The following is a 12,968-nucleotide window of genomic DNA, read 5'->3' on the forward strand; positions in this document are numbered from 1 at the left end:
TGTTCCTATGTGTTTAAATAATCTTCTAAAAATTTAGAATGAATTCTGTGATATTTGCATCAGATGGAAGCTGTAATTTTTTTCGAATTCTGTATCGGGTATCTTCCACTCCGCGAACAGAAATTCCTAAAAGCGGGGCAATTTCTTTTGTATTAAAGTTCATTCTCAGATACGCACACAATCTCATATCGCGTGGAGTCAATTCCGGATAAGTTGTTTTCATCCTCTGCATAAAATTATCATGCAATTGATTGAAGATTTCCTCAAATTCGTTCCAATGTTTGTCGCCCTGCAATTCGTGATCGATTAATTTGTTTATTTTGGTCAATAAACTAAAGTTCACATTCTGATCATTTTTCTTATCCATCTGCCCTATCAATTCTTTTATTGAAAGCAGGATTTCATTTAAATGAATAAGGTTCACGGTATTCGAAGCAACTTTAGCATTTTTAAGATTTATCGTAGTTTGAAGGTTTTCGCGAACAATGGCCATATTTTCTTGTTCCAATGTCAATCTTTGTTCGTTAAGTTCTGCACGGCTGCGAAGCAATTCTTTTTCCTGATTCAGGATCAATTGCTGGCGATCACGCTCAGCCAGAGATTTTTGATATCTTATAATGAAATAAATGACAACACTATAAAGTATTAAATACAAAATATAAGCCCAGATCGTTCTGTACCAAGGCGGTAAAACTTCAAAGCGAAAAACCGCTTCTTCACTTACCACATCATAAATGTTTTTTGCCCTTACATGAAAAACATATTCATTTTCAGGTAAGTTCGTATATTCCTTTTCCGTCTGAAGGCTATATTCTGACCATTTTGGTTCAAAACCTTCCAGCCAATATTCGTATTTTGTCGCATCGGCTTCATCATAAAAAAGTGATGAAAAAGAAAAATGAAGTGCATTGTGGGAATGCGATAAAACATTTGAAATTTCTTCGCACGCTTCTTTTGTTTTATTTGGAAGCACATCAAATCGGCTTGAAAATAGCAGACTGTCTTTCGGAAAAATACATTTAACCTCTGAAATTACCGCTTTATATTTTGTTTGATACTGCTTGTTTTTAATGGTGTTATAATGAATTAAACCGTCTTGTGTACCAAAAAACACATCGCCGCTGGCTGTCGTTTGAATATTCTCAAAACCCGGAACGTATAGATAACGAAGTTTTCTAAAAGGCAGTTCTTCAACCTCAAAACTTCCATTTGGATTTTTAGTTATTTTTCCTGTGTTTTCTCCAGATACGTACCAGATATTATCCAGATTATCCGATTTTAATAAACGAATATGATTTTCCATTCCAAGATATTTCTTAAAAACGGGTTCGGGAATCATTTTCTTCGAATGCGAATCTTGTTTGTAAACTCCTTTTGTTGTTCCAAAAAGAATTTGATCATCAATTTTAAAAGTATTCAGAAACAAACTCGACGGGAAACCATTCTTTTGATTGTAAAATTCCACTTTTGAAACCGCATCAAATGTTTTATTAAACTGAATTTTATAAATTCCCTTGTATCCGTGAGCAATCCAGAAATCACCGTTTTTATCGGTTTCGATAACACGGCTGCTTTCTTCAAAACCTTTGATTTTATTTTGATAAACCCACGTATTATTTATTTTTTTAAGAAGATACATTCCGTTATAACCGCCAACGATCAATAAATCCGGATGATTAGGAACTAATATTCCTTTCCAAGCTCCATCTGTTTTTGCCAATAATTTTGCCGAATTACCGGAAACTTCAAAGATTCCGTTTTTTTCGAAAGCCAAAAGAGAGTTTCCAAAAACACCAATATTCCAAACATTTTCAGACATTCCCGAAACGTGCTGAAAGTTGGCATTTTCATGTTTTCCGTTTTTGTAAGAAAGCCAATCCATCCAAAACAAACCATTGTCTGTCGCGATATATAATTTGTCCTGATAAATCTGGCTGCAGTATATTTTAGTTTCTGAATTTGAAGTATCTAAAACTCTGGATAAAGGCGAAGAAATTTGAATCAGCGAAATTCCTTCCTTAAGCGTAACCCATAAATTACCTTCTTTATCAACCTTTAAATTAGTTACATAATCATTTTGCAAACCCATTTGTTTGTTGATATGCTGAATCAAATGTCCCGAACCATCTATGACTATCAACCCCGATTGTCGGGTTCCAATTCCGAAATATCCATCAGAAAGCTGAATCCCTGTAGAAATTTGATTTTGTTTTAAAACATTATCGGCTTCTGTTACAAATGGCTTTAGCTGATTATCTTTAAAAGTAAAAAGTCCATTTTTTTGTGACAGTACTAAAAGTCCGTTTTTAGTTTGAAAGATTTTTCTAATCTTCATTCCGGCAAATTGATCACTGTTTGTAATCGCCGTTAATGCATTGTTTTTTAACTGCAATAAACCTTTTGCATTATCCAAAACATAGATTTCCTTATTGACTTCAAAGAAATCATCAAATTTTACATTAGACTTTACAACCTTGATTTTATTGTTTTTGTAGATAAATATTTCTTCATAAGAGAAAAAAATCACTTCGTTATTTCGGATAACGGTATGCACCACGTCACCAAAATTTCGCGCCGATTCCGGAAGTAATTTTACTAAAGAGGTGTATTGGTACTGCCCGTTTGGCAATTGAATGACATAACCAAAATCGCCCTGAGCGCCAACATACATTTTGTCTTTTTTGTCGATGGCGAGCGAACGAACCATACTCTTGTTTTCAGGCTGCGTTACAATGCTCCAGCGAACACCGTCAAACTGCATAATCCCGAAGTGATTGGCAAAAAACATCATTCCCTTAGAATCCTGTAAAACATCCCAGTTTTCTGAAGCGGCTTTGTACGTTTTCGGATTATAATTGGTTATAAAAGGAACTCCAATTTTTTTAATCTGCGCCTTTACAATTGGAGGAACGAGTATTATCGATAAAACTAAAATTCTAATTATACATTTCGTCATTTTGTTTCTGTCTGTAGGTTATTGTGTGATTTTTGGGAATCACATTTTAGGAAATTGACTCTTGGGGAAAGCCATTTTCCAGGCAAAAAACATTCATTTTTTAAATGTATCAATAACAATTATTCATTATTATCAAACCAAAATAGAGAATGTCGAAATTCAAATATATAAAAATTTATTTTAATGCAACAAATTACAATTTAATCAAACAAATTAGTAATTGTAAGAGGAAAATTTCAAAAACTTTGTGCGTCACAGTATTGTCATTGCGAGGAACGAAGCAACCACACTAACAAAGAACACCAATTGATTTAGCACGTGAGATTGCTTCGTTCCTCGCAAAGACCAATCTTTGTCGATCTACTTTGTGTGCCTTCGACTTCGCTCAGGCTGACAACTTAAATAACTTAATCTCTCGCCATGTCAGGCTGAGCGAAGTCGAAGCCCCGCCCTGCAAAAACCTGAAACTTGAAACCTGAAACAACTAAACTCCAAGTAAAGCACTCAACTCTTCATAACTATGAAATAGAATCGCGCCTTCTTCCTCTAAATCATCATTATTATAACCATTGGCAAAACCGTACACTTTAAAGCCGCCGCTTACGCCAGCTTTTACACCCGCTTTACTATCTTCTAAAACAACACATTCTTTTACATCAAAACCCATTTCTTTTGCAGCAAATAAAAAGATTCCCGGATCTGGTTTCCAACTGCTGATTTGGTAGGAACTGAATATTTTATTTTCGAATTTATCCAGTAAACCAGCAACCTCAAGATTTAATCTGATTTTATCAACTGGCCCGCTTGAAGCTACACAATACGGAATCTTTAATTTCTCGATAAACGAAACTACACCTTCCATTGGTTTCACCTGCGTTTTAAAAGCCTCGAAACTTTTCTGGCGGTAATCTGATTCAAAAGATTCGGGAAGTTTTTGATCGATAGCTTCTTCGATATGTCGGAAACAGTCTTTTAAATTGCGGCCGTTAAAATTGCGGTAAGCATCTTCAAGTTCCATTTCAAAACCATGTTCTGCTGCCATTTCGAGCAGAATTCCGTTACCAATTTTTTCTGTATCGACTAAAACTCCATCACAATCGAAAATAATACCTTTAACTTCCATATCTTATTTTAAACTTTTAATTAATCTGATAAATTCATCAGATGACCAAAATGGAAATTACAAAAAATTAATTCAAAAACTACTTTTGATTTATAACGTAGCCGAAATTTTAGAAACCATCTGAATTATAAAATCGGCTTGTGCGGGATTTATTTTCTTTAAAGCTTCGGCAGTTTGAAACCATTCGCCTCTGTCAACTTCGGGAAAACTTTCTAATTTTCCGGATTTCGGCGGCCATTCCATTTCAAAATCGTTGCTTTTTATTAAAGTTTCATCCACGTCAAATTCAACCGCCCAGGCATGAACAATTTTACCCGATTTTAGTTTTACGTATTCCAGTTTAATAAAATCACCATCGACTTCAAAACTCGTTTCTTCCTTAAATTCGCGTATAGCAGCGTCAAGCGGATCTTCATCATCTGTGAACTCCCCTTTTGGAATCGACCAGCTTTCTAAATCTTTGTTTTTCCAGAGCGGCCCGCCCGGATGCACCAGAAAGAAAAAAATAGTCTTGTCTACAAATTTATACAGTAATATGCCGGCACTTTGTTTCTTCATGAGGCTGTTATTTATTTTTTCAAAAATCTAGTCTATAAATATCGTTATACTTTTTGGAATATCAGAGATTAATTATGGTTAACCATTTGACGGTAAAGCATTAGTATTCCGTTTTCATCCCTTTTCCAGAGATTAATGCTTTTTCCGGTTACAATTGCCCTTCCCTTTTTATTGTCCCACGAAACATCGACATAATAATAACCGTACTCAATAACAAAATTCTTTACAGGAATAATTCTGCTTGCTTTAATAGATATGGAATCAATTGAAACTCCATTTGGTTTTTCGTGTTCAACGAAATATGGTTTTATATTTTCAAATCCAATAAACATTGATGAATCGTATGTTAGGTAAATAGCATCTTTTGTAAAGAATTCAACCGCGTGTTTTTCGCCTTCTCTTTTCGTTACAAGTTCGGCAATACGCTGATTTCGTTTATTGACTTCATCCTCTAAAGACTTTTTTACAACAGGTTTTGGCGTATCGCTTTCTTTTGTTTTTATGGAAGCGAAATTAGTTCCGTCAATTGCTTTGTTTGCTCCCCAAATTTCTGATATTAAAGTCAGTTTACCGTCTTTTCCTATTTTCCAAACATTCATATATTTTCCGTCATAAACCAGTGCGCCGCCTTTATCGTTTACTGCATCAATATTGAAAGTTCCAATTTCAATTCCGTAATTATCAATCAGCTGAACTTCAAAAATATCTCGTTTATATGCTTTTATTTTAAAATTAGAAAGCCATTGCTGATAATAGGATTTTATATCTTCTTTTGTATATAAGGCTTTATGATATTCGGGCATGCAAACAGGCGCTGCATCATCATAATACTTTATAATAATAGTACTGTCATTATGCAAAAAAGAATCTGCTATCTGGCTGTTAACCGTTTTTAGTTTTTCTTTTAACTGCTCCATATTCTTAATGGTTTGTCCTTCTAAATTCATAAAAAACAAAAAGAAGAACATAATCGATAAATATCTATTTTTCATGCTTTTAGAATATTTAAATTGATCTCTTAAAAGTAGAAAAAAAATGCATATATAAAATTCATTATCAACGATTTGTACATTATTACTCCTTTTATGTATTCGTAGTGCCGTTTAGATTTGTATTTTTATGAAATAAAAAAAGCAAAAAATTAAAAACTATTATATTTTGAAAAAACATTTTTTATTCACCGCAATTCTGGCTGGAAGTTTCACCATTCAGGCTCAAAATAAAATCATAACGGTCAGCAATAATCTAAAAGTTGACAGAGAATTTGAAACCGTTGAACTCACAAAAAAATCACTCGGATTAGCAGCAGATTCTAAACTTGAAAATTATGCTGTAAAAGACATCAGTAATAATTCCTTTTTAGAAACCCAAACCGTAGACAATGACGGCGACGGAACAGCGGATGTACTTTTATTTCAACCCAAAGTAAAAGCTTCATCAAAACAGGATTTTGAAATTTTTGTTGGAACTAATCCTTCGGCATCGAAAATTGTGAGTTGTTATTCAAGATTTGTTCCGGAACGAACAGATGATTATGCGTGGGAAAACAATAAAGTGGCGTTTAGAACTTACGGGCCTGTGGCTCAAAAAATGGTTGAAGATAATATCGCAGGCGGAACTTTAACCAGCGGAATTGACGCCTGGCTAAAAAGAGTCGATTATCCTATTATCAATAAATGGTACGAAAAAGCAACAAACGGAACGGGAACGTATCATAAAGATACTGGCGAAGGTTTGGATAACTTTCACGTTGGTGACAGCCGTGGAATTGGCGGAATTGCTGTAAAAGTGGATGGCAAATATTATTTTTCTAAGAATTTCGTAAGCTGGAAAACCATTACAACCGGGCCAATCAGAACGAGTTTTATTTTAACATATGCTGATTGGGATGCAAAAGGAAACAAAATAACAGAATCAAAATTAATCAGTTTAGATTATGGAAGTCAGTTTTCTCGTTTTGAAATTAATATTACGGGAACTAAAACTATTTCTGCCGGAATAACGCTTCATGAGAAAAAAGGAACTATTGGAACTAATTTAAAAAATGGCTGGCTGAGTTACTGGGAACCAATCGACGATTCTGAAATTGGTTTAGGTTTAGTCGCTCCAAAAGGCACATTGACGAGTTTTGATAATCATGTTACCGATGAAAAAGATTTGAGTAACCTATATGGAGATATCTCGGTTAAAAACAACAAAGCAATTTATTATGTTGGTTTTGGATGGAAAAAAGGAAGTCCGTTTCAAACCAAACAAGAATGGGAAACCTATTTGACTTCTTTTGCTGAAAAAGTAAATAATCCTTTGATTGTGAAGGTTAAGAAATAAGATATAGCCCACAGGTTTTACGGATTAAACGGGTTTACACTGGTTTATTTTAAAATAATCTGCGTCAATCAGTTTAATCCGTAAAACCCGTGGGCAATTAAAATTATCGTCTAGCAGGAAAATAATTCTCCTTTAAGATAATTTCTAAGGGAATATAATGTGTGCGTTCTGCATCTTCCTGAAGAACCAGTTTTTTATATAGATAATTGATTCCCATATAGCCCTGACTTTCGGGTCTTTGGTTGATTAAAAAATCAATTACGCCTTTGTTTAGGTATTCGATATTCTCCTTTAATAAATCGTAACCAATAATTCGGATGCCTTTTATATTGTTTTGTTCTAAAAATCTGGCAACAATATAAGCCCTTGAATTCGGTACAAAAATACTGCTGATTCCTGAAAACATCTCCAAATTCATTTGATCGATTCCCGAATCTTTAATGGTAACTTCTGAAAACTTAAAATTCGTAAGTTCTTCATTTCCTTTAAAGAAAGAATAAAATCCGTCAATTCGCTGTAAGTAAACCGATGTACTTTCTATTTCACGGGTAATCTTAAAAATCAAAACATGTCTTTCGTTTTTTACCGCAAAACTGATTAATCTTCCGGCCAGATAACCGCTCTGAAAAGCATCCTGACCTACATAAGCATGATCATCTTCATTCGAAATATTCGAATCGATCATCACAACCGGAATATTTTTCTTTTTGTATTCATTTAAAAACTGAACGGAATCTTCATAAAATATTGGCGCGAATAATAATCCGTCACAATCGAACTCCAACACTTTTTTGACTGATTCCTTAAAAGAAGCGGCATTAAAATCGTAAAAGAAATAATCCAGAACGATTCCGAATTTGCTAAATTCCAAAGCAGCTTTCTCTATACCTTCAACCTGGCTTCTCCAATATTCTAATTTTTCATATTTAGGAAGAAAAACCGCAAAATGAAACTTCTTATTTAAGGCCAGATTACTGGCGAGAATATTTCGTTTATAGCCAAATTCTTCAATTATAGCATTGACTTTATCTACAGTTTCCTGTGCAGCCTGACCGCGATTATGTATAATCCTGTCAACAGTTCCGGGCGAAACATTGGCTAATTCGGCAATTTTTTTAATTGTTATGATATTGATTCTTTTTTAGTTAAAATAATAAAAGCTCTTTGGTATAAATTATTTTTTTTAGCAAAAATAAGTTGTTTTACATTACAATTTACATACATTTGTAAAATACCGTGTGCGTACACGTAAAAATACACATAATATAAAAACGGCAAACAATTTTTATATTATTATTTCGAAAACCAAAACAAAACTTTACCCAATGATTGTAGATTCATTACATAATGCAGCTAAATATTATAGTCTGCATCCTAATTTTCAAAAAGCTTTTGAGTATGTAAATCAAACTGATATTGCAAATCTTGAAGCGGGAACTATAGAAATTAATGAAGGCTTAAAACTAATCGTAATTCACGGCGACGGAAGTACGAGAGAAGAAAGTATTAAAGGCTTTGAATGCCACGATAAAAACATTGACATTCAGATTTCAATACAAGGCCCTGAAACTTTTGCATGGAAACCAAGAGAAAAATGTGTCAGCCCAAACGGTGATTACAGCGACGAAAGAGATGTTCGTTTTTTTCATGATAAACCGGATATGTTTTTTGAACTTCAGGAAAAACAATTTGCTATTTTATTTCCCGAAGATGTCCATGCCGCGATGATTGGCGAAGGTTTTTTGAAAAAACTGGTATTTAAAGTTAAGATATAAAAATTTCAAGTTTCAGGTTTCAAGTTTCAGGTTCAAAAAAATTATAAATCATAAAAATAAGAATGGATTCAATATTTAATCTAAAAGGAAAAATTGCACTTATAACAGGCGGTGCCGGAGTATTAGGAAGCAACTTTGCAAATGTTTTGGCAAAACAAGGCGTAATTGTGGGGATTGTTTCTCAATCGATTGAAAAAGCAAACAAAACTGTAAAGGATATAGAAGCAAATGGCGGACAAGGATTTGCGATTCAGGCAAATGTTTTAAGCAAAGAAGAATTAGAAAAAGCAAAAGACTTTATCGTTGATAAATACGGTCGTTTAGATATCCTTATTAATGCAGCAGGCGGAAATATGCCGGGCGCAACGATTCAGCCGGATCAGGCCATATATGATATGAAAACAGATGATTTACAAAAAGTTGTCGATTTGAATATCATTGGAACTATGCTTCCAACTCAGGTTTTTGCGGAGCTTTTTGCGAAACAGAAATCAGGAAACATTATCAATATTTCATCGGCATCGGCACAAAGACCTTTAACCAGAGTTGTAGGTTATTCGGCTTCAAAAGCGGCAATCGACAACTTTACACAATGGATGGCAGTTGAATTAGCACAAAAATACGGCGAAGGAATTCGTGTAAATGCCATTTCACCAGGATTTTTTATTGGAGAACAAAACCGTGCTTTATTATTAACTCCAGAAGGAAAATTGACTCCAAGAGGCGAAAAAATTATCGATCATACGCCAATGGGAAGATTTGGAACTCCGGAAGATATTGATGGTGCACTTTTATTTTTATGCAGCGACATGTCAAAATTTGTAACGGGAACAATCTTAAAAGTTGACGGAGGTTTTGCCGCAACAAGCATTTAAAAAATAATTCTAAAAAAACATAAATTAAAATGGAACAAACATTAAGATGGTTCGGACCAAATGATCCTGTTTCTTTACAAGATATTGCACAAACCGGAGCAACCGGAATCGTAACGGCTTTACACCATATTCCAAACGGAGAAGTTTGGAGCATTGAAGAAATTATTAAACGAAAAGTAGAGATTGAACACGAAAACGGAGATCCTAAAAAAGGGGCTTCGGGTTTGACTTGGTCGGTTGTAGAAAGTATTCCGGTACACGAAGACATTAAAAAACAAACGGGAAATTATCTTCAATACATTGAAAATTATAAGGAAAGCATTCGCAATCTGGCTTTATGCGGCATCAAATGTGTGTGTTATAATTTCATGCCGGTTTTAGACTGGTCAAGAACGGATTTGTCTTATACAGTTGAAGATGGCTCGAAAGCTTTACGTTTTGATATAAATGCTTTTGCGGCTTTTGAATTATTCATTTTGAAAAGACCGGGTGCAGAAAAAGAATATACTGCAGAACAGACCCAAAAAGCCAAAAGCTATTTTCAGGCTATGACGGATGAAGATAAAGTAAAACTGCAACAAAATATTCTGGCTGGACTTCCGGGTGCTGAAGAAGCTTATTCTGTTGAAGATTTTCTAATTACATTAAGTGGTTACCATCATATTGACAGACAAGCTTTAAAAGATAATTTATTCTTCTTTTTACAACAGATTATTCCGGTTGCAGAAAGTAAAGGTGTTTTGATGGCAATTCATCCAGACGATCCGCCCTACCCGATTTTAGGTTTACCAAGAGTTGTTAGTACGGAGGAAGATTTGATTGAATTAATGAATGCTGCGCCTTCTAAATCAAACGGATTTACTATGTGTACGGGTTCGTACGGCGTAAGAGCAGATAATGATTTACCGGGAATTGTGAGACGTCACGGTGATAAAATGAATTTTATTCATTTAAGAAGTACACAGCGAGATGAAGAAGGAAGTTTCTACGAAGCAAATCATCTTGAAGGTGATGTTGATATGTACGAAGTTGTAAAAGCAATTTTGGAAGTAGAGAAAAGAAATAAAACCAAATTGCCAATGCGACCTGATCACGGACATCAAATGCTGGATGATTTAAAGAAAAAAACAAATCCGGGCTATTCTGCAATTGGGCGTTTACGAGGTCTTGCAGAGTTACGAGGACTTGAATTAGGGATTAAGCGATCTATATAATGGGTTTGCCACGAAGGCACTAAGGCGCGAAGGTTTTTTAAAACTTTATGTTTTTAGTCTCGCAAAGTCGCAGAGACGCAAAGTTTTAAAGGTAGAATTGTCATTCCGAGGAACAAGGAATCTTCGCAAGAAGCTCCGTAATGAAAATAGTCAATCTTTGTAGAGCTGCTTGCGAAGATCCTTCCTTCGTCAGGATGACAAAAATGAGAGTAAATCTGCGTGAAAGAAAAAAGAAAAAAACTTTGTGCCTTAGCGCCTTCGTGGCAAATCCCACAATAAAACTAACTAACCACAAAAACCACAAAACCATGATTCGCCAAACTATCCTTATATCCTGCAGCCTTTTTATGAACGCTGTATTGGCTCAGGAAATACCTAAAATTATTACTTCAAAAACAGATTATCTTCCTGATTTTAGTTTTGCGGGATATCATTTCGGCGAAAGCCAAATTCCTGAAGCTAACGGAAAAATTATAAATGCTGTTGATTTTGGCGTAAAAGCAAATGATAATTTAGACGATTCAAAAGCTTTATTGAAGGCTTTAAAAGCAGCCAATGCTGTTGACGGAAATGTTATTTTACAATTACCTCAAGGCAAAATTATTCTGAGTGAAATTGTCTATATCGAAAGAAGTAATTTTGTTCTTCGCGGTGCAGGTTCAGGCGAAAATGGAACTGAAATTTACTGCCCAAGACCAATGATGTATCTTAAAGATCCTGAATCTCTGGCGGAACTTCGTGAATACTTAACCACTTTTGACAAAAGACAACGTGAACCTGAAAATAATGTTGATTTGCCTTTCTCGCAATATGCGTGGTCTGGCGGTTTTATCTGGACACAAATTCCGGGTGAACGTGTGAAATCTTATTTGGATAAATATGAACCGGATTCTAATGTTTTGGCGAAAGTGAGTTCTGGAAAAATGGGAGAATTTACAATCAATGTTTCTGATGTAAAAAATCTAAAAGTTGGTGATATCGTCGAATTACAATTGTTTAATAAAGATGGTGAAAATGGCGAAATTATTAAAGATTTATATCAGGGTGCAAAAGTAAAACCGGGTTCGCATCACTGGCAGTTTCCAAAACTTCCTATTGTGAGACAACAGGTTGAAATTGTGAAGATTTCAAATTCAAAAATTACGATTAAAACACCTTTGACAATTTCGATAAAACCTAGTTATCAGGCGCAATTGGTAGAATGGAAACATTTAAACGAAGTAGGAATTGAACATCTTCGTTTTACTTTTCCTGATATTCCGAGAGTGGCGCATCATGTTGAACCGGGAAATAATGCTATTTTCCTGACCCGTCTTTTTAACAGCTGGGTGAATGATGTAAAAATCACAAATGCCGACAGCGGTATTTTAGGCGAAGAAATCTCAAATGTTACGGTTCAGAATATTATTACCGATGGACCGCATTTGTCGCATTATACGGTAACTTTAGGTGGCGTTCATAATGTTTTGGTGAAGAATCTTAAAATCTACAATAAAGCGGTTCATCCGTTGAGTTTCAATACTTTTTCTACTAAAAATGTATATCAGGATTGTGAAATATTTGCCGATGCGCTTTTAGATCAGCATTCGGGAGCGAATCATCAAAATCTATTTGATAATATCACGGTTCATATTACGGCTGATAAAAACAATAGTTATTTTTTATTTGGCGGCGGCGGCGCTGATTATTGGAAACCTTCGCATGGGCCTTTCAGTACGTTTTGGAATTTAAATGTTCAGGTCGAAAATCCAGATCAGTCAAAACCGGTTTTATTATACGGAATGAAAGACGGTGCTTTTGCCAGAATCATTGGCGTACACGGAAATACAAAATTTGAAATCAAATACGACGTCGATCCCTATATTGAATTTTTAAACACGCCGATAGAAAAAATCCCGTCGCTGTATGATTATCAATTAAACAAACGCTTAAAAAAATAATTTAAACACATAGAAACATAGTTTTTTGGAACGTAAAAAAGGCGTTTCACTTGCATTAACAATCATAGCTTTTGCGGTAAGCTATGTGTGAAAAACAAGTTTTTTTGATTGCCTTTTATAAAAAGAAAAATCTATGTTTCTATGTGTTTAAATATCTAGCCACAGATTTCACAGATTAAAAGGATTATTTCTGTACGCA

10 protein-coding genes are annotated in these 12,968 nt (G+C 34.6%); 5 read left to right on the top strand and 5 right to left on the bottom strand.

Going from position 1 to position 12,968, the window contains the following annotated elements; translation table 11 throughout:
- Positions 1 to 25: 25 nt before the first annotated feature.
- From J2Y38_RS16905 to J2Y38_RS16920, 4 genes are all read right to left on the bottom strand, one after another.
- Complete coding sequence (locus J2Y38_RS16905) at positions 26 to 2,956, bottom strand: triple tyrosine motif-containing protein (protein ID WP_309844787.1); 2,931 nt, start codon at positions 2,954 to 2,956, stop codon at positions 26 to 28.
- A gap of 484 nt (positions 2,957 to 3,440) precedes the next feature.
- Complete coding sequence (locus J2Y38_RS16910) at positions 3,441 to 4,079, bottom strand: HAD family hydrolase (protein WP_309844789.1); 639 nt, start codon at positions 4,077 to 4,079, stop codon at positions 3,441 to 3,443.
- Positions 4,080 to 4,169: 90 nt separating this feature from the next.
- Complete coding sequence (locus tag J2Y38_RS16915; protein ID WP_073489242.1) at positions 4,170 to 4,637, bottom strand: NUDIX domain-containing protein; 468 nt, start codon at positions 4,635 to 4,637, stop codon at positions 4,170 to 4,172.
- Between the two features lie 68 nt (positions 4,638 to 4,705).
- Entirely contained in the window at positions 4,706 to 5,629 is a 924-nt protein-coding gene (locus J2Y38_RS16920; RefSeq protein WP_309844794.1) for a DUF4440 domain-containing protein, read from the bottom strand.
- A gap of 166 nt (positions 5,630 to 5,795) precedes the next feature.
- On the opposite strand from J2Y38_RS16920, the gene J2Y38_RS16925 reads away from it, so the two are divergent.
- Complete coding sequence (locus J2Y38_RS16925; RefSeq protein ID WP_309844796.1) at positions 5,796 to 6,965, top strand: DUF4861 family protein; 1,170 nt, start codon at positions 5,796 to 5,798, stop codon at positions 6,963 to 6,965.
- Positions 6,966 to 7,068: 103 nt separating this feature from the next.
- Here the strand turns inward: J2Y38_RS16925 and J2Y38_RS16930 are convergent, their stop codons facing one another.
- The gene (locus tag J2Y38_RS16930) at positions 7,069 to 8,100 is read right to left on the bottom strand and encodes a LacI family DNA-binding transcriptional regulator (RefSeq protein ID WP_309845085.1); all 1,032 of its coding nucleotides are present in this window, start codon (positions 8,098 to 8,100) and stop codon (positions 7,069 to 7,071) included.
- Between the two features lie 190 nt (positions 8,101 to 8,290).
- Between J2Y38_RS16930 and J2Y38_RS16935 the strand changes: the two genes are divergently transcribed.
- The 4 genes from J2Y38_RS16935 (at position 8,291) to J2Y38_RS16950 (ending at position 12,769) form a co-directional block, all read left to right on the top strand.
- Complete coding sequence (locus J2Y38_RS16935; protein ID WP_256635237.1) at positions 8,291 to 8,740, top strand: YhcH/YjgK/YiaL family protein; 450 nt, start codon at positions 8,291 to 8,293, stop codon at positions 8,738 to 8,740.
- Positions 8,741 to 8,802: 62 nt separating this feature from the next.
- The gene (locus J2Y38_RS16940) at positions 8,803 to 9,615 is read left to right on the top strand and encodes an SDR family oxidoreductase (RefSeq protein WP_309844799.1); all 813 of its coding nucleotides are present in this window, start codon (positions 8,803 to 8,805) and stop codon (positions 9,613 to 9,615) included.
- 29 nt (positions 9,616 to 9,644) lie between these two features.
- A complete protein-coding gene (gene uxuA, locus J2Y38_RS16945) occupies positions 9,645 to 10,829 on the top strand; it encodes a mannonate dehydratase (RefSeq protein ID WP_309844801.1) in 1,185 nt (394 codons plus the stop codon).
- A gap of 308 nt (positions 10,830 to 11,137) precedes the next feature.
- A complete protein-coding gene (locus J2Y38_RS16950; RefSeq protein ID WP_309844802.1) occupies positions 11,138 to 12,769 on the top strand; it encodes a DUF4955 domain-containing protein in 1,632 nt (543 codons plus the stop codon).
- The last annotated feature ends 199 nt before the right edge of the window (positions 12,770 to 12,968 follow it).

It is taken from the genome of Flavobacterium sp. 2755, from assembly GCF_031455715.1.
Lineage (GTDB): Bacteria > Bacteroidota > Bacteroidia > Flavobacteriales > Flavobacteriaceae > Flavobacterium.